Source organism: Photobacterium sp. MCCC 1A19761 (assembly GCF_037389125.1).
Lineage (GTDB): Bacteria > Pseudomonadota > Gammaproteobacteria > Enterobacterales > Vibrionaceae > Photobacterium.
Window position 1 is genome coordinate 79,432 of record NZ_JAZGTF010000007.1, and the last position, 17,625, is coordinate 97,056.

Here is a 17,625-nt window from a genome sequence, read left to right on the forward strand (position 1 = left end):
CTAATAATCATATCCAGTTCGCCCAAAATTTATTACCCTCTCATAAAGCATAATAAAACCAGTGATTCCATTCATGGTTGTGACTAAGTTCTGATTACGACTATAGATAAATGAAATAATCTTTCTCACCTTACTTCAGCAACGTAAAATAATTAATGATTTGTATTTTAAAGAGGAAACGCCGCATCCAAATTCAGCGGCCCCTTCAAGGAGTTTTTATGAAATTAACACAATTTGCTTTGGCAACAATATTGTTACCGCTAGCACCAATAACTGCAGCACAAGTGACAATGGAAATACCGAAGGGGATTCAATTATTGGTTATTAATGGCCAAGATAGCGGTTATTCTGTCTTTGGATTTGATCATCAGCCAGAAATTCAACTACCTGATGGTACCAACCAAATTGCTTTCCGGATTTCAAAAGCTGTCAGAGAGTCCGGCAGTAAGAAAACCAAGTTTAAATCAGTTCCGATCCTAATGCGTTTTTCAGGAAAGGATACCCATCTAAAACTTGAAGTTCCGAATATCAGAACACTAGATGAGGGACATCAGTTCAATACATCGCCTTCAATAAGTGTCAAGGAGTCAGGAAAACAATTCCCATTTGTCTACGATACTATGGCGATTGGCTTTGATCTTGCTCCTGATTTCACCCGAGAAGTTGAAAAGTATAACCAAAGCCAAGCGATTGCCAGTATCGCAACGTTGAATACTCTCCCTACTCCAATCGCTCAAGCGCCGGAGTCAATCACAAAAGATGTGGCCAATTCGACAACGGATACGTCTACACAAATCACTGAATCAAATAAAACAGAAATGATGTTGAAGCACTGGTTCAGTCAGGCTGATGAAGAAACTAAAAAACAATTTTTGAGCTGGGCAGTGACAAATATTAAATAGAAACCAAACAATAGAAAAGGCTCATTCATGAACAATGGATGAGCCTTTTTATTGATGTGACATTTTAAACTGAAAATATTAATTAAAAAAGTCGCCTGATATACAGACGACTTTTTTACAGATTAAATTATGTTAAATCAAGATGCTTCAGATTAGAAGTAGTAACCGATACCAACACCGGCGCCAAATTTACTTTCACCACCTTGTTTTAACTGGTAAGGACGAACCCATACTTCTGCATTCGGGTCAATGAAGTATGTCGCATCAAAGGAAACAATATTTTCGGATTTAGCCGTTGTTTTTACATTGCCAGTTTCCAGATCTTGCTGCGCTGCATAACCTAAACGGAATAGCCAGTCACCCGTTGCATAAGAAGTACCGACGGAGTAAGCCGTTTGATCCTGATCTGGCGCGTTATTATCGTACTCCGCACCCATGACTTTATAAGCACCATGCAGGCCAAATGAGCCAAACGTTGCTTCAAAACCAGCAATGATCAACTGAGTATCGGAACGTCCTTTTTTCTCATCCTTTACATCTAGACGACGATCAGTGCCGTATTCATAGCCCAGGTGAAGTACGACAGGACCAGCTTTAACATGAGCAGCTGCACCATAGAAGTTGTTATCTTCTTCAGTGACGTTCCCTTTACCAGCAGCTAGCGAGAAGTTGACTGCGCCAAATTGAGCTGAATCAAAACGAACACTATCACCATGGCGATCGTAGTTTACACCACCTTCGACATCAGTTGTCCAATCAAACACTTTACCACGTGCTTGGCCTGAATATGGCCAGTCAACAATTTCATACGCAGGTGTCAGTACACGGCCCACGCGTAGTTTACCTACGCCATCAAATTCAAATCCGATATAGGTGTCACGGAAGCCCATTCGAGAGATACCACCGTCTTCCTCTTTCTGGCCATCGCCAACATCGCCGGCTTCCATCTGCCAGAACACCTTCGGACCTTTTTCAAGATCAACAGTACCACGTAAGCCAAAACGTGATTCATTCAGGACATTCAGCGTATCGCCTTCTGCCTCACCGCCCCATACAGAAACAGCAACCTGACCATAGAGATCGACGGTATCCGTTGCTGGTTTCGCTTGAACTGATACTGAAGCCATTGAAGCCGCAGCAACTGCCATACCTAGTACCGAACACTTAAATACTTTACCCATGGAATAACTCCTAAAATTTTAGCTGATTTACCCGTGCCTAAAAGGTTGGCCGCCGAAGGCACTAAGCAACTCCCCATATGTCAACGCCGTTAAAAAACCGCGCTAAATCATATTCGTTCAGTTCGTTAGAACGTCTTATTTACTTCACTCACTAGACTACTTTCGCAGCGCAAAACATCAACGATAACTTACTTAATTGTTTAAAAAATATGAGGCAGTGCAAACTTTTACTCCGTTAGTGATCCAGGTCAAATGAGTTCGGAAAAACAAAATAAACTCAATATTTACAACGGCTTATGATTATTTTGTTTTTGATGCGTGATCTAGCTCGAGAAATAAGTGATCTATCACTTGGTTCGTTTCAAGTAAATAAGACCGAAAATTGAAGTATGATCAGATGGTATTTTCAAGATAAAAAATATGCAAAAGGAATAATGCAAGGGTGATAAAAAAGTGGCACAGGTTACCCCTATGCCACTTTATTGAATTGCTTCGACGAATTAATTAACGCTGCATAAAGTTGACCAGCGCTTGCTCATCCCAGATTTCAATCCCAAGCTCTTGGGCTTTTGCCAGTTTGGAACCTGCCGCTTCTCCGGCAACCAACAAATCCGTTTTCTTCGAGACGCTGCCCGTCACTTTGGCCCCCATCTCCTGCAGTGCCGCTTTGGCTTCAGCACGCGTCAATTGTGACAAAGAGCCCGTCAGGACGACCGTTTTACCATCGAGCGGTAAGTCGGCATCATCTGCCGGTTTTTCAATGGCCGGCCAGTGAACGCCAGCTTCACGAAGGGACTGGATGACCTCCAGGTTATGGGCTTCCCGGAAGAAGTTCACCACATGTGCTGCCACAATGGTCCCAACATCAGGCACTTCGACGAGCTGTTCCAACGTCGCCTGGCTCAGGGCCTCAATGGTTTCGAAGTGCTTGGCGAGGTTGGCTGCGGTGGCCTCCCCGACTTCCCGGATCCCGAGGGAATACAGAAAGCGCGGCAGGGTCGTCAGCTTTGATTTTTCCAGCGCCGCCACCAGGTTTTGCGCAGATTTCGGTCCCATCCGATCGAGCACCGTCAACACGCCGGCGGACAGTGTGAACAAGTCGGCCGGAGTCGTCACCATTTCCCGCTCAACCAATTGCTCAATCACTTTGTCACCGCAGCCATCCACATCCAGAGCCTTGCGAGAAACAAAATGCTTCAATGCCTCTTTGCGCTGAGCGCGGCAGTACAAGCCACCGGAGCAGCGTGTCACCGCTTCGCCTTCGACCCGCTCGACCTTGGACTGACACACCGGGCATTCCGAGGGAAACACAATCGCTTCGGCATCGTCAGGACGCTTGGATGTCACCACAGAGACAATTTGTGGGATCACATCCCCCGCCCGGCGAACGATCACCGTATCTCCGATCATCACCCCTAAGCGAGCAACCTCGTCGGCATTGTGCAAAGTGGCATTACTCACGGTCACGCCACCAACAAACACCGGCTCCAGTTTGGCTACCGGTGTAATCGCCCCGGTTCGTCCAACCTGAAACTCGACATTATTGAGCCGGGTAATTTCTTCCTGGGCCGGAAATTTATAGGCAATGGCCCAGCGTGGTGCCCGGGCAACGAATCCCAGCCGTTGCTGAGTTTCGATATCGTCAACCTTGATCACCACCCCGTCAATCTCATAAGGCAGGTTTCCACGGCGCTCGCCAATGTCCTGATAATATTGAATGACGTCCTCAATGCTGCTCAGGTGACGGCTTTCGGGGCACATGGGGATCCCCCAGCCTTTGAGCTGCGTCAGGCGCTCAAACTGACCTGCCGCCAGCGTCCCGCCTTCCATCACGCCCACAGAGTAAGCGTAAAAACTCAGCGGTCGGGTGGCCGTAATTTTCGGATCCAGCTGGCGCAGGCTGCCTGCCGCCGCATTTCGCGGGTTGACAAAGGTCTTCTCACCTTTCTTCTGCGCATTCGCATTAAGCGCCTCAAAACCCGGCTTCGGCATAAAGACTTCGCCCCGGACTTCCAGCCGGGCCGGCCAGCCTTCACCGTACAATTTAAGCGGCACCGCACGAATAGTACGCACGTTGGCGGTAATATTCTCCCCGGTGGTGCCGTCCCCGCGCGTCGCGGCCTGCACCAAGATGCCATTCTCATACAACAGGCTGACCGCCAGACCATCAAGCTTGGGCTCACAGCAGAAGGTCAGTGCATAGCTTGCCGGCAAACGATCGATCATCCGCTTCTCAAATGCTTTCAGGTCTTCGTCACTGAACGCATTATCCAAAGACAACATCGGCAGCTCATGACGCACTTCGCTAAAGCCATCCAACGGCTTGCCGCCCACCCGCTGGCTTGGCGAGTCAGCCGTGATCAACTCAGGATGCGTTGCTTCCAGGGCAAGCAATTGTTGCATCATGCGATCATATTCGGCATCCGGAATTTCCGGGCTGTCTTCGACATAATACCGATGACCATGATAAGCAAGCTGTTCGCGCAGCGCTGTCAGTTGCTGCTGAATATCGTGACTCATTCTTAATCCTATCGTATAAAAATAAGGCCCCAAGAAGGGGCCCATACCAATTCATTCACGACCTGCGATTACGCCTGGATGTACCGCTTCGCTTTTTCACGGTACGACTCAATCCGATGTGGCGTAATCAGCGCACGCTCGTGATCCAGAATGTCGGCTCCCAGTTCATCCGCAACACGCTGAACGGTCAGCAACATCTGGTTAAAGTTATTATCCGCCCGTCCCGGACATGGCAGCATCAGGTAAAATGCCACTCCCGGTGTTTCAAAGGCCGGATCATCATGGTCCGGAAAATGCCCCGGATTCACCATATTAGTCACAGAGTAGATGATCGGCCCAGTCCCGGCCGGATCAGCATGGCGGTGATACACCGCATTCTCTCCGAAATACAACCCATTTTGTTCCAGGCAGCTAAACAGAGCACTTCCCCGAATGATTTGGCCACGACGGGCATGAACATTCAGCACCAAGTAATCCGGCGGCAGGATTTCTGGCTGCTCATCTGCGGTGTCGGTGACAGCCTGAACGTCGGCATCAACCTGAACATCCGGTTCGACGACAGTCTCAGCAACCGTTTCTTCAGCGCTTGTAACAGCCGTCATCGTCGCTTCGTCAACCAACGGCGTTGCCGATAATGCTTCCGAACTCGCCTGCACTTCAACAAATTCCGCTTGAAATTCGGCTTTCGCTGGCGCTGCACCGGCCTCCGCGGTTTCGGTTAACGCGGAGTCAGGCACCGGCATCGATTCCGAAGCGGGCTCCAGAACAGGTTTCTGAACAACGTCCTCAACCTCAATCGGTGCTTCAGTAACGCCCAGCGTTGATTCCGGCGCCATCACTTGAGGCGCTGTCGGATTGGTTAATTTTGTTGGATTCGTTGATGCGATCACCGGCTCAACCTGTTCAACGGCTGCCGTCTGCGGCGCTTCCAGCATTGTCTCCGGGGTGGTGGCTGATACATTCACCGCCATTGACGGGAGATCCGGTTCAGTTCGCGGCACTGGCTGAGTCGGAGCCATCAGCGGATCCGCTTCCGGTTTTTCGCCAAAATGAAATTCAGGCTCTTTGCGGGATGCTTTCTCCCGGCTTGGGTGGTCAGCATGAACCACCCGTACGCTGCCGACACCATCCTGATCAAATCCGTCAGCATCAACACTGCTTTCTTCACCCAGCTTTCCCAGCGGCTTTTCGCCAAACTTAGCGGGTTTTTCCTTCCGGCTACTCCACAGGCCATGCAGCAATAAGGCTGCAATCGCCAGGGCGCCGACAATAATAAGGACCAGACGCAATTCCTGCATATGAATACTCTGACTTTACTCTTTCCCCGTAAAGGGATTATGACCATGACTATGACTCAGGCAACCCGGCGAAACGCCCTCACTTGAAAGATCACCTCAACCGTTTTGCTCGATTCCTTTAACCACCTTGCCAGTACAACGCAGATAATTAAAGGAATGGGCTCTAATGTACCAAAACTCAAATCAGAAAGAGAAGACGATTATTGCGATTCCGGCAAGATAGTGCTCCTGAGCACAAAATCGCGCAAATTTCAGCCTAAAAATTGGATTTTCCGACTTTTATGAGCCATGACGCCAAGATGAGATTTGCTTCACAACCCGGCTCCCCGTTAACATGCTTCCACCTGTTGCTGATCTGCATTTTGCATCATCCGTCGGTACATTCAGAGGAGAACCCGATGTCACAGTCCATGGCCCAACAGCCACATACCGGAGCCGGCTATTTTTTCAAGGGCATGTCCCTGGCCATGCAGCCCGGCACCCGCCGCTTCGTGCTCTTGCCGCTACTCATTAATATTTTGCTGTTCGGCAGCGCCTTTACGTATGTCCTGATGCAACTGGATGACTGGATCAACAGCTGGATGTCCTCTCTGCCTACCTGGCTCGACTGGCTCTCATACCTGCTTTGGCCACTGCTGGCGATTGCCGCACTGGTCACGTTTTCTTACTTTTTCAGCACCATTGCCAACTGGATTGCCGCGCCCTTTAACGGTCTGCTGGCCGAACACCTGGAAGCCAAGCTGACCGGTGCAAAAACACCGGATGCCGGATTGCGCACGATTCTCAAAGACTTGCCGCGCATCATGCACCGGGAATGGGTCAAGCTGAAATACTACCTCCCCAAGGCCATCGGGCTGCTGATCCTGATGTGGATTCCGGCCATCGGCCAGACCATCGGTCCGGTGCTCTGGTTTTTGTTCAGTGCCTGGATGATGAGCATTCAATATGCTGACTACCCGTTTGATAACCACAAAGTGCCGTTTCCGGCCATGCGCGATGCCCTGAAGCAAAAACGCGGCAAGTCTCTGGGCTTTGGCGCGCTGGTCATGCTCTTTACCATGACGCCACTCCTGAACCTGGTGGTGATGCCGATTGCGGTGTGTGGCGCCACCGCCATGTGGGTCGACCATTACCGCGGCCAGTTCCGCAACTACTAATCACGTCCCTCACCATACTGGCCCGTGCATTCTGCTCGGGTCAGCATGGCGTTGTTCTTTCTTATTTCTGCTTACAATTCCATCCTATATAACAATAAGATATAACAATTAATTACTTTCCAAATTGAAGACACGGTTTATGCTTAACCTGTTAATTGTTTAAACGTGTCACGAAGGAACGACCAGCATGAGCAAGATTTACGAAGATAATTCCCTAACGATTGGTAATACCCCGCTCGTTCGCCTGAACCGTGTCAGTCAAGGTAACGTTCTGGCAAAAGTTGAAGCCCGTAACCCAAGCTTCAGTGTGAAATGCCGTATCGGTGCCAACATGATTTGGGACGCCGAGAAGAAAGGTCTGCTGAAAGAAGGCGTAGAACTGGTTGAGCCAACCAGCGGCAATACCGGTATTGCTCTTGCGTTTGTCGCGGCTGCCCGTGGTTACAAGTTAACGCTGACCATGCCGGAAAGCATGAGCCTGGAGCGCCGCAAGCTGCTCAAAGCGCTGGGTGCCAACCTAGTGCTGACCGAAGCCCCGAAAGGGATGAAAGGCGCCATTGAGAAAGCCGAAGAAATTGTGGCCTCGGATCCGGAAAAATACCTGCTGCTGCAACAATTCAGCAACCCGGCAAACCCGGAAATCCATGAGAAAACCACCGGCCCTGAAATTTGGGAAGCTACCGATGGTGAGGTTGATGTGTTTGTCTCCGGTGTCGGCACCGGCGGAACCCTGACAGGCGTGAGCCGCTTTATTAAGCAGCAGAAAGGCAAAGCCATCACCACAGTTGCCGTTGAGCCATCTGAGTCTCCGGTCATCTCCCAAGCGTTGAACGGCGAAGAGATCAAACCTGCGCCACACAAGATTCAGGGGATCGGTGCCGGCTTTATTCCGGACAATCTGGACCTGGATCTGATTGATGAAGTTGCGCTAGTCAGCTCAGAAGATGCCATCGACATGGCACGTCGCCTGATGGAAGAAGAAGGGATCCTGGCCGGTATTTCTTCTGGCGCCGCCGTGGTTGCTGCCAACCGCATCGCAGAACGTCCTGAATTTTCTGGAAAGAACATTGTTGTTGTGCTGCCAAGCTCAGGTGAGCGCTATCTTTCTACTGCCCTCTTTGCCGGTATTTTCACTGAAAAAGAAACCCAACAGTGATCACACTTTAAAAAGTTAGAGGTCAGATAACTACCTGAAAGCTCCCCCTGTGGGGGCTTTTTTGTTGCATTTCGCACTGAGCTTTAATATAAAACCGTTGCGTTTTATTTCTAGCGTCGAAATAAAAGGTCACTTATTGACCGATTTGACACTTGAAATGCCATAAATGTCACAAAACATTGACTTGGATTAAGCTAAAACGCCGAACTGTTGGGTAGTTTATACTCCAGGTGAGCAAAGACAGGTTATCCGGGTTAAGCTTACTTTCAGTTACGTTAATATTAAATAAATACGAAATGAATCGGGGTGAAAAATGTATCAGAAGCAAGTTGAGATTACTGCAGAAAATGGTCTACACACGCGTCCGGCTGCACAATTCGTTAAAGAAGCCAAAGCGTTTGACGCGGACATCACTGTAACCTCTAACGGCAAAAGCGCCAGCGCTAAAAGCCTGTTCAAACTACAAACTCTGGGTCTGGTGAAAGGTACTGTTGTGACCATCTCAGCTGAAGGTACTCAGGCACAGCAAGCTGTCGATCACCTGGTTGCCCTCATGGACGAACTGCATTAATTCGCAGCTGTTTGTCACACATCCAAGTTTCTAGTTAATTTAAGGTAAGGCTATGATTTCAGGTATCCTGGCATCTCCGGGTATTGCTTTCGGTAAAGCACTACTCCTGCAGGAAGAAGAGATTGTTCTAAACAAGGCTCCTGTCGCTGCAGATCAAATCGAGAACGAAATTCAGCGTTTCTTCGACGCTCGAAAAAAATCTTCCGAACAACTGGAAGTGATCAAAGAGAAAGCACGCGCCACCTTTGGTGAAGAAAAAGAAGCGATCTTTGAAGGTCACATCATGCTACTGGAAGATGAAGAGCTGGAAGAAGAAATCATAGCCTTCATTAAAGACAACAAAGCATCCGCGGACCTTGCGATTCATTCAGTAATTGAAGAGCAAGCCATGACACTGGAATCGCTGGATGACGAATACCTGAAAGAGCGCGCCACGGATATCCGGGATATCGGTAACCGTGTCGTCAAAAACGCGCTGGGGATCAATGTTGTCAACCTGAGCTCGATCAATGAAGAAGTGATCCTGGTTGCCAACGACCTGACCCCTTCAGAAACTGCGCAAATCAACCTGAACTATGTTCTGGGCTTCATCACAGATATCGGCGGCCGGACATCCCACACGTCGATCATGGCCCGCTCGCTGGAGCTGCCGGCGATTGTCGGTACCAATAACATCACGGCAAAAGTAAAGAACGGCGATATGCTGATTCTCGATGCCATTAACAATGAAGTGATCGTTAACCCGAGCGAAGCCGAACTGACCAAATTCAAAGCGATCCGTGACGCTCACCAGGCGGAAAAAGAAGAACTGGCGAAACTGAAAGATCTGCCGGCAATCACTTTAGACGGCAAGCAAGTTGAAGTGTGCGGCAACATCGGTACCGTGAAAGACTGCGACGGCATCAATCGCAATGGCGGTGAAGGGGTTGGCCTGTACCGGACTGAATTCCTGTTCATGGATCGCGACGCGCTGCCAACCGAAGAAGAGCAGTACCAGGCGTATAAAGATGTTGCTGAAGCCATGCAGGGCGAGCCCGTGATTATCCGTACCATGGATATCGGTGGTGACAAAGACCTGCCATACATGGATCTGCCGCAAGAAATGAATCCATTCCTGGGCTGGCGTGCCGTACGGATCAGCCTGGATCGTCGCGAGATCCTGCGTGATCAGCTGCGTGGTATCCTGCGCGCCTCTGCCCATGGCAAAATCCGCATCATGTTCCCGATGATCATCTCTGTTGAAGAGATCCGTGAGCTGAAAGCAGCCATGGACACCTATAAAGCCGAGCTTCGTGCTGAAGGCCTGGCTTTTGACGAGAGCATCGAAATCGGTGTGATGGTGGAAACACCAGCAGCAGCAGCGATAGCTCACCACCTTGCCAAAGAAGTTGATTTCTTTAGTATTGGTACAAACGACCTAACCCAGTATACTCTGGCTGTTGACCGTGGTAATGAGCTGATCTCTCACCTGTATAACCCACTGTCTCCTGCTGTCCTGACGGTGATCAAACAAGTGATCGATGCGTCGCACAAAGAAGGCAAATGGACAGGCATGTGCGGTGAGCTTGCCGGTGACGAGCGTGCAACCCTGCTCCTGTTGGGCATGGGCCTGGACGAATTCAGCATGAGTGGAATCTCGATTCCGCGCATTAAGAAAATTATCCGTAACGCGAATTTTGCTGATGTTCAGGCAATGGCCGAGCAAGCACTGGCGCTACCGACAGCAGCTGAAATCGAAGCACACGTAGAAAAATTCATCGCAGAAAAGACCATCTGCTAATATAGCTGCAGATAGAATAACAACGCTTAGGAGCAACGATATGGGTCTGTTTGACAAATTGAAGAAGCTGGTATCAGACGACAACAACGAAGCGGGTGCTATTGACATCATCGCACCGCTGTCTGGCGAAATCGTAAACATCGAAGATGTGCCAGATGTTGTGTTTGCAGAAAAAATCGTTGGTGATGGTATCGCAATTAAGCCAGCTGGCAACAAAATGGTTGCCCCGGTAAACGGCACAATCGGCAAAATTTTCGAAACCAACCACGCGTTCTCTATCGAGTCTGACGATGGCATCGAACTGTTTGTTCACTTCGGTATCGACACCGTTGAACTGAAAGGTGAAGGCTTCACCCGCGTTGCGGAAGAAGGCCAGACCGTGAAAATCGGTGACACCATTATTGAGTTCGATCTGGCCCTGCTGGAAGAAAAAGCAAAATCGACGCTGACACCTGTTGTTATCTCGAATATGGACGAAATCAAAGAGCTGAACAAGCTGTCTGGCCCAACGACTGTGGGTGAGACACCAGTTCTGCGCGTGAAGAAGTAATCACCGCCCGCGTGTTCCATGCGAAAGACCACGAAAAAGCGCTCCCCTCGGGGAGCGCTTTTATTTATCCGCTCGATAGACCTTACAGTGCGTTAAGCATCTCCAGCGACGGAGCGAAGAAGTAAGCACCGGTCACCGCCCGGGTAAAGCGCAGCATGGTGTCTGTTTTCCCATCCGTTTCCCCATACATGCTCTCGAGCATCGCATGAAAGTTATGCTGAGTATGGCAGTATGCGATAAACAGCAGGCCATGATCGCCGCTCACCGTGCCATAAGGCAGGCTGTGACGAACAATCTTCAAGCCTTTCCCTTCTTCTTTGATATCCACCCGGCCCACATGAGAGTTTTCCGGCACATCGTCGAGCTCAACAGAATCCGGCTTCGTCCGGCCAATCACTTTCTCCTGCGCCTTGACGTTGAGGCGATGCCAGGCCGGTAGGTTATGGACAAACCGCTGCACCATGACAAAACTCCCCCCGGCAAACTCACCGTCCGGGATCAGGGCCACTTCACCGCGCGATTCCAGGGTCTTCGGGTTTTCTGTACCGTCAATGAACCCGGTCATGTCCCGCGCATCCAGATAACGATAACCATAAGTCTCATCCAGGATCTCAACCGCTTCCGCGATGGGCTGCAGGAACTGGCGCAGGGCGAAGAAGTTCAGATCATGACGGCTGGAGTTCAGGTGCAGCAACACATCGCCGCCTGTTACCGGCGCAGTGATCTCTCCGCTCCCGAGTGGTCGGAAATCATCAAACTGTAACGGTAGTGTCTGGTCCAGGCTCTGCCAGAATGACCGGCCGAATGCCACGCTGGCACGCAGGTGGGCATCCGGTTGTTGATGATTCAATTCAGCCAGGCTGTCATGCCATTGTTGGCACTGACGAACCACGGCCGCCTGATCCCCAATCACCTTCAGCACAACGTAAAGTGCAAAAGGGCCCGCTTCCGGCAAAATTGCTGGTTGAGGGTGAGTCATAATCCTCTCCTAATTCTCGATTAACGATAAATCAATATATTATAACGGGATTTTATAACCTGAATTTGATTCCTGCCAGCGTTCTCAATAAATCATCTCCCCCCTTTACTTCCCTGAATTTGTTCCACAAAATTGGGGTCGCCCCTTGTGAAGAATTATGAGCGATTGTGAAAAAAAACTGCGCTGTGCTGCTATCTCTACTCTTGATGGTTCTGGCTCAACCAGCCTTCGCGCTGGAGCCGGTCAGCCTGCAGCTGCGTTGGCTTCACCAGGCACAATTTGCCGGGTTTTACATGGCCAAAGAACAGGGATTCTATCGGGATGCCGGGCTAGACGTGACCATCAAGCCCGGCGGAAACCACAAAGTCCCCATTACCGAAGTCCTCAGCGGCCGGGCTGAATTCGGGGTCGGGAATACCGAAGTCCTGGTGGCTTATGGTCATGGGTTTCCGGTCACTGCCATGGCCGCCATTTTTCAACAGTCCCCATCCGTCCTGATTACCCGGGCCGACCGCGACATCCAGACCATTCATGACTTAATCGGCAAACGGGTGATGATGTTTGCCGGGGCCGAAGATGCCGAGCTGCTGGTGCTGCTGGCCCGCAATGATATTTATCTGACCGACCTGGAACAGATCACCACTTCAGCCGACATCGACGATTTACTGATCGGAAAGATCGATGCCTTCAATGGCTACCTCACCAATGAACCCTATTACCTCCAAGAACAGGGAGAGCTGCCCTTAATTTTCAACCCGGCGGATTACGGGGTCAGTTTTTACAGCGACATTATCTTTACCCACCAGGAATTCGCCCGTACTCATCCCGGCGCGGTTGAACGCTTTCGGACGGCCAGCCTGAAAGGCTGGTACTATGCCCTCACCCACATCGAAGAAACGCTGGACGTGATTGAGCGGGATTACCAACCGAAGAAAAGCCGCCAACATCTGGCGTTCGAGCTCGAATCCAGCGCCAAAATGATCATGTCCGATCTGATAGAAATCGGGCACATGAACCCGAATCGCTGGCAAACGATCGCCGACGAGCTCAGTCAACTCAATATCATTCCCCGCACCCACATTGATGAAGAGTTCCTCTTTCCTCAACGGGCGGAGCTGACCTGGAAGGATGTCAAACTGTGGCTCCAGTCCGGCATCATGTTGCTGGGCGGGACCATTCTGGTGATCACCTATTTAACGCTGGTCAACCGGAAACTGAAACGAGAGATCACCCGCCGGATCGAAGCCGAGCAAAAAGCCTCGGAAATGGCCCGTAAAGATACCTTAACCGGAATTGCCAACCGCTACGCCCTGGTCGAAGAGCTGCATCGGGTTGTCAGCCAGGTCACTCCCTATCAGGCCAAGCCGGCCCTGCTTTTTATCGATCTGGATGATTTTAAACAAGTCAATGATACCTATGGCCACCACGTCGGCGATCGGATTTTGCAGCAATTCTGCGCCCGGGTGAATACCCTGCTGGCGGGCCGACGCAGCTTCTTTGCCCGCCTGGCCGGGGATGAATTTGTGATCCTGCTGGAGGCCACTGCGAAGGATGAAGCCAATGCTCTGGTCAGCCAGGTGGCCGCCACCGCGCAGCATCCCTTCCCCCATGAGCAAACACAGATCCAAATTGGGGCCAGTGTCGGCATTACCTTCTACCGGCCAGGGGACACCCCGGACTATTTCCTGTCCCGGGCAGATAACATGATGTACAAAAACAAAAGGCGCTCCCAGAAGGAGCGCCTTGGATCGGGTCAAACCGCAGTTGAGTCTTAAACGGAAGTCACTTCAACCTGAAGTTTGACTTGCTGCTCAGCATCTTCGTCGCTTTCAAACGATGTCGGGGTATTGAGCCCGGTCGAAATAGTCGGCGAAATCAGCGTCCGCCAGGCGCCATCATCAAGTTGCTCTTTGACTTTAAAGGCAATTTTGACTTCTTCCGCAGACACCTCCAGCAATTCGGCACTACCCACCAGCCGCCTGGCGTTCACATTCTGGACCGTGGCGTCCATATCTTGCACGGTCGTCCCGAAAAAGACGGTTTCTTCTCCCGGCAGCAGCGACAGTGACGTATTGACCGTTTGTGTCCGGCCGGCACTCGACAGCTCAAAGTTAACATCGAGCAGCCAGTCGGCCATCGCCAGCGGACTCAGTAGCGCGCTAAACAAAATGAGTCCCTTGCTCAATTCATTCATATTGCTTTACCCCTTATCAGGTTGATCAGCAAAGGTATTGCGGACTCGGGTGCTTCTCATCAGATAAGCTGATAACCAAAGCGTCAACAGCAAGTTGACAGCCTGAGGCCAGCGAAAAGCACCCTGGCTCAGCGCCAGTTGATACCCTTGTGACAGACCATCAGCCAGATAAGCAAACAGTAAAATCACTTTCCCCTGCTGCCAAATGGCGGTGATCCATTGATTCTGTTTGTGTCGTTGCCCGGAGAGCCACATCAAGAGCAGCGCCGGCAACCCCATGCCCATGCCGACATACAAATGGTCGCGCAGGGGATAAATCACCTCCAGGATCTGTGCACCCTGCGCCCGGCTGGCACCGGCCATCAGAAAAATCAGCCAGGCTTTGGCACTATACGCCAGGGCCAGCCACAGCATCCCGGAAGGTTTTAATAAACCATGTTTGTCATAAGCTTCTATCGGATAAAGCAAACCGGCTCTCCATTTACGCTCTCTGTTCATGCTATGGAGACGCACGTCATGGATTTCAACCACAATGACAAATTGCACATCATGCAATCACCATAATTCATCTGGCTAAAATCCCCATCCCGAGGAGATTAATTCTGTGGCCCATCGCACGATTCAATTGTTCATCTTGTAGCCAAGATCACGATTTCGGTAATAAAAGTCGTAGTTTTATTAAATCCGTAGCATTTCCAAGGTTAATACGCTATCGATAGAATAGGTTATGAACAGCATTCAAATATAGCTATATCAGCGCTTTAATCAAGATTCAGGTTCGTTCAGGATAAACCGAGGATGAATATTTTGATGAAATTTTCCTACAAAATATCCAGCACCAAGGCTGCTTTCAACCCGGCAAGGGCGCGGTATAATTCCCGGGAAAGCATGAATGACCAAATGATTTACTGATCTTTACGGGGCCGATATGTCAACCAGTAAGAAACAAACTGCGCCTTCACCGGAAACCCAGGCAGAAGCCATGCAGATTGCCCGGGCGACCCAAAAGCCGGGTCAGACCAAAGAGCAAACCAAGCTCATTGCACAGGGCATCCAGAAAGGGATCGAGCAATACAAAAAACAACAAAAAGCCAAAGCCCGTGAGCGGGACAAGCTGCGGAAAAAACAAAGCAAAGAAAGGCTACCAGCACAGCCGGAGCAAGACGCCTCCCAACACGACACCGACAGTCCGACCGTGATCCAGAAACAACACTGGCTGCCCTGGCTCCTGCTCGTGGCATCCTGGTGTGGATTTGCCGCTTACCTGTTGCAAGCCTAGATGCGGGCCCAGCCTGGTACTTACTGTCTAACCTGGTACTTACTGTCTAAAAGGAAACCAAACATGAAATACCTCAGCCAAGCAGCCCTGTTTGGCCTGCTGCTCACCGGCTGCAGCCATGGTGAGACGACGGCGACCACCCTGCCGGATCGCACCGGGCAGCATTGCGGTGAGAAGCCGAACTGTGTCTCCACTTTAGAATCACGTGAAGACTTCCGTCTGGCCCCATTCCAGCTCAACCAGCAGGGGCAAGCCCATTGGTCGGAGATCCAGGATCTGGCCCTGTCGCTGCCGGGTGCCAGCCTGGGTCAGCAACAGCAGCACTACCTGCGGGTAGAATGCCGGAGTAAAATTTTCCGTTTCGTGGATGATTTCGAACTCCGGTTAACCGGCGATACCTTGATAGTGCGCTCAGAATCGCGGGTGGGCTACTCGGATTTTGGCGTGAATCGGGAGCGGGCCGAATTGTTCCGCGCCAAACTGCAAGCCGCCGGGTATCTGAAATAACCTTTCATTACGCCGTAAAAGTTGATAATGATTGCTATTTAGATCTAAAATATCCCCAATAGGCATCGGGGGATTGGCGTATGGAGCGGCGATTATTTTTGGTGATCAGTATCAGCGGATTACTGACCATCACCGCCTTACACCTGGCGGATCTCTGGATACAACGAAACGAGGGAGCATTCCATCAATTTCTGTTGGAATGGCTCCCCCTGTATCTGGTGTGGATCAGCATGGTGCTGATCGGCTGCTTCACGCGGACAACGTCTTCATCGAATAAGCCACCCGGTTATGGTGATGCCTGACAGCCCCAACACCGTTTTATTCAACGCGCCGATCTTTTCCCAACGACAACAAGCCGATGGAAATCGCGGCAACGGCAGCAAAACCGGTCAGGATAATCACCGGCATCGCCGCATACCCCAGCACATGCCAGATAATCGATTCTAATGTACTCATGGTTGCACCTTGTTGTTCAGTAGTTTAAGCCTGATGACCCGTCAGATCACCAGCCCTCCACATCTTTCATATCCGGCAGCTTGTGCGCAATTCCCTTGTGGCAATCCACGCAGGTTTTCTCACCGGACGCCAGCGCGGTCGAGTGCTGCTTCACACTCCGTGGCCCCTGCTCCGAGAAATCCATGTATTCAAAGTTATGGCAGTTCCGGCACTCCTGGGAATCATTATTCTTCATCCGGTGCCATTCCCGGTTCGCCAGATAGCCCCGGCGCTCCTTGAATTTATCCTCGGTGTCGATCGTCCCCATCGCAAAAGCCACCAGCTCTTTCGACGCCTGGACCTTACGCACGATTTTATCGGTCCAGTTGTGCGGCACGTGACAGTCAGAGCAAATCGCCCGCACCCCGGAGCGGTTGGAGTAATGGATCGTCTCGCGGATCTCTTTCACGATCGGCGCATGGCAGCCGGAGCAAAACGCCTCGGTATTGGTCGCTTCCATGCCGGTATTAAACGCTCCCCAGAATAACAAGCCGCCCATAAAGCCCATAAAGAGCACCAGCCCGACCGCCACCTTGCTCGGCGACGCCATCCTGCGCCAAAAAGTTTTCAATAATTTCATCGATAGCCTCTCTTTTGACTGTGGCTATTTACTGCGCAGCGCATCAACACGCTGGAAGGTATTGTCCACCAGCGGCTTGGCATCTGCCTGAGGCACATGGCATTGCAAGCAGAAGTAGCGGCGCGGTGACACATCCGACAGTACTTGGCCTTCCCGAGTTTGATAATGAGTCACACTGATCTTGGTCGCCCCCATCTCGTTGGCATTTTTCCAGCTGTGACATGCCAGGCATTTATTGGCATTGAGCGAGACTTCGTAATTTCGGATGGTATGCGGCACCAGCGGCGGCTGGTAGACATAGTCACTATCAATCACGCCGCGATCGCGTGGATAGCGCTTCATCGGATCGGCTGCCCGGGTATCTTCCAGCTCGCTGATCCCCCGTAAGGACTCCAGACCACCCACCCCACCGGGATTATGGAGCTCTTCTGCACTCTGTACGGCACCGGCGACCATCATCCCTACCGCCATGACCG

19 protein-coding genes are annotated in these 17,625 nt (G+C 50.9%); 10 read left to right on the plus strand and 9 right to left on the minus strand.

All coding sequences use genetic code 11. The features are described from left to right. Nucleotides 1-218 precede the first annotated feature (218 nt). The gene (locus tag VV869_RS09530; protein WP_337734718.1) at nucleotides 219-902 is read left to right on the plus strand and encodes a YccT family protein; all 684 of its coding nucleotides are present in this window, start codon (nucleotides 219-221) and stop codon (nucleotides 900-902) included. Between the two features lie 152 nt (nucleotides 903-1,054). On the opposite strand, the gene VV869_RS09535 is transcribed toward VV869_RS09530, so the two are convergent. The 3 genes from VV869_RS09535 to zipA all read right to left on the minus strand — a co-directional run bounded on the left by VV869_RS09535 (nucleotide 1,055) and on the right by zipA (nucleotide 5,901). Continuing rightward, complete coding sequence (locus VV869_RS09535; protein WP_337734719.1) at nucleotides 1,055-2,083, minus strand: porin; 1,029 nt, start codon at nucleotides 2,081-2,083, stop codon at nucleotides 1,055-1,057. 504 nt (nucleotides 2,084-2,587) lie between these two features. Beyond that, the gene (ligA, locus tag VV869_RS09540) at nucleotides 2,588-4,603 is read right to left on the minus strand and encodes an NAD-dependent DNA ligase LigA (RefSeq protein WP_337734720.1); all 2,016 of its coding nucleotides are present in this window, start codon (nucleotides 4,601-4,603) and stop codon (nucleotides 2,588-2,590) included. Nucleotides 4,604-4,671: 68 nt separating this feature from the next. Further along, the gene (gene zipA / locus VV869_RS09545) at nucleotides 4,672-5,901 is read right to left on the minus strand and encodes a cell division protein ZipA (protein WP_337734721.1); all 1,230 of its coding nucleotides are present in this window, start codon (nucleotides 5,899-5,901) and stop codon (nucleotides 4,672-4,674) included. 398 nt (nucleotides 5,902-6,299) lie between these two features. On the opposite strand from zipA, the gene cysZ reads away from it, so the two are divergent. From cysZ to crr, 5 genes are all read left to right on the plus strand, one after another. Then, nucleotides 6,300-7,058, plus strand: a complete 759-nt coding sequence (gene cysZ / locus VV869_RS09550) for a sulfate transporter CysZ (RefSeq protein ID WP_337734722.1) — start codon at nucleotides 6,300-6,302, stop codon at nucleotides 7,056-7,058. Between the two features lie 187 nt (nucleotides 7,059-7,245). Next, a complete protein-coding gene (gene cysK / locus VV869_RS09555) occupies nucleotides 7,246-8,214 on the plus strand; it encodes a cysteine synthase A (protein WP_337734723.1) in 969 nt (322 codons plus the stop codon). A gap of 313 nt (nucleotides 8,215-8,527) precedes the next feature. After that, a complete protein-coding gene (gene ptsH / locus VV869_RS09560) occupies nucleotides 8,528-8,785 on the plus strand; it encodes a phosphocarrier protein Hpr (RefSeq protein ID WP_261600670.1) in 258 nt (85 codons plus the stop codon). A gap of 52 nt (nucleotides 8,786-8,837) precedes the next feature. Continuing rightward, entirely contained in the window at nucleotides 8,838-10,565 is a 1,728-nt protein-coding gene (ptsI, locus tag VV869_RS09565) for a phosphoenolpyruvate-protein phosphotransferase PtsI (RefSeq protein ID WP_337734724.1), read from the plus strand. Between the two features lie 40 nt (nucleotides 10,566-10,605). After that, on the plus strand, nucleotides 10,606-11,115 hold the full coding sequence (gene crr / locus VV869_RS09570; RefSeq protein WP_261600672.1) for a PTS glucose transporter subunit IIA: 510 nt from the start codon (nucleotides 10,606-10,608) through the stop codon (nucleotides 11,113-11,115). Between the two features lie 82 nt (nucleotides 11,116-11,197). On the opposite strand, the gene VV869_RS09575 is transcribed toward crr, so the two are convergent. Continuing rightward, nucleotides 11,198-12,094: a Dyp-type peroxidase gene (locus VV869_RS09575; RefSeq protein WP_337734725.1), complete on the minus strand. Its 897-nt coding sequence runs from the start codon at nucleotides 12,092-12,094 to the stop codon at nucleotides 11,198-11,200. A 167-nt stretch (nucleotides 12,095-12,261) separates the two neighbouring features. On the opposite strand from VV869_RS09575, the gene VV869_RS09580 reads away from it, so the two are divergent. Beyond that, nucleotides 12,262-13,869: an ABC transporter substrate-binding protein gene (locus VV869_RS09580; RefSeq protein WP_337734726.1), complete on the plus strand. Its 1,608-nt coding sequence runs from the start codon at nucleotides 12,262-12,264 to the stop codon at nucleotides 13,867-13,869. Here VV869_RS09580 and VV869_RS09585 read toward each other — a convergent pair. Both VV869_RS09585 and VV869_RS09590 read right to left on the minus strand, forming a co-directional pair. Then, on the minus strand, nucleotides 13,866-14,288 hold the full coding sequence (locus tag VV869_RS09585; RefSeq protein ID WP_337734727.1) for a hypothetical protein: 423 nt from the start codon (nucleotides 14,286-14,288) through the stop codon (nucleotides 13,866-13,868). The two genes, VV869_RS09580 and VV869_RS09585, sit on opposite strands and share 4 nt — an antisense overlap. Nucleotides 14,289-14,294: 6 nt before the next feature. Beyond that, a complete protein-coding gene (locus VV869_RS09590) occupies nucleotides 14,295-14,756 on the minus strand; it encodes a DUF2919 domain-containing protein (RefSeq protein WP_337734728.1) in 462 nt (153 codons plus the stop codon). A 460-nt stretch (nucleotides 14,757-15,216) separates the two neighbouring features. On the opposite strand from VV869_RS09590, the gene VV869_RS09595 reads away from it, so the two are divergent. The 3 genes from VV869_RS09595 (at nucleotide 15,217) to VV869_RS09605 (ending at nucleotide 16,376) form a co-directional block, all read left to right on the plus strand. Beyond that, entirely contained in the window at nucleotides 15,217-15,567 is a 351-nt protein-coding gene (locus tag VV869_RS09595; RefSeq protein WP_337734729.1) for a DUF2956 domain-containing protein, read from the plus strand. Between the two features lie 63 nt (nucleotides 15,568-15,630). Beyond that, nucleotides 15,631-16,074 carry a DUF1499 domain-containing protein gene (locus tag VV869_RS09600; protein ID WP_337734730.1) on the plus strand — a complete coding sequence of 148 codons (444 nt, stop codon included), beginning with the start codon at nucleotides 15,631-15,633 and terminating at the stop codon, nucleotides 16,072-16,074. Nucleotides 16,075-16,154: 80 nt separating this feature from the next. Continuing rightward, nucleotides 16,155-16,376, plus strand: coding sequence for a hypothetical protein (locus tag VV869_RS09605; protein ID WP_337734731.1), 222 nt, complete (start codon nucleotides 16,155-16,157; stop codon nucleotides 16,374-16,376). Between the two features lie 16 nt (nucleotides 16,377-16,392). Here the strand turns inward: VV869_RS09605 and VV869_RS09610 are convergent, their stop codons facing one another. The 3 genes from VV869_RS09610 to VV869_RS09620 are packed head-to-tail and all read right to left on the minus strand — an operon-like array spanning nucleotide 16,393 to nucleotide 17,620. Next, nucleotides 16,393-16,530: a TIGR02808 family protein gene (locus VV869_RS09610; RefSeq protein ID WP_337734732.1), complete on the minus strand. Its 138-nt coding sequence runs from the start codon at nucleotides 16,528-16,530 to the stop codon at nucleotides 16,393-16,395. A 46-nt stretch (nucleotides 16,531-16,576) separates the two neighbouring features. Continuing rightward, complete coding sequence (locus tag VV869_RS09615) at nucleotides 16,577-17,149, minus strand: NapC/NirT family cytochrome c (protein WP_337734733.1); 573 nt, start codon at nucleotides 17,147-17,149, stop codon at nucleotides 16,577-16,579. A 24-nt stretch (nucleotides 17,150-17,173) separates the two neighbouring features. After that, on the minus strand, nucleotides 17,174-17,620 hold the full coding sequence (locus tag VV869_RS09620; protein WP_443147303.1) for a nitrate reductase cytochrome c-type subunit: 447 nt from the start codon (nucleotides 17,618-17,620) through the stop codon (nucleotides 17,174-17,176). Nucleotides 17,621-17,625 lie beyond the last annotated feature (5 nt).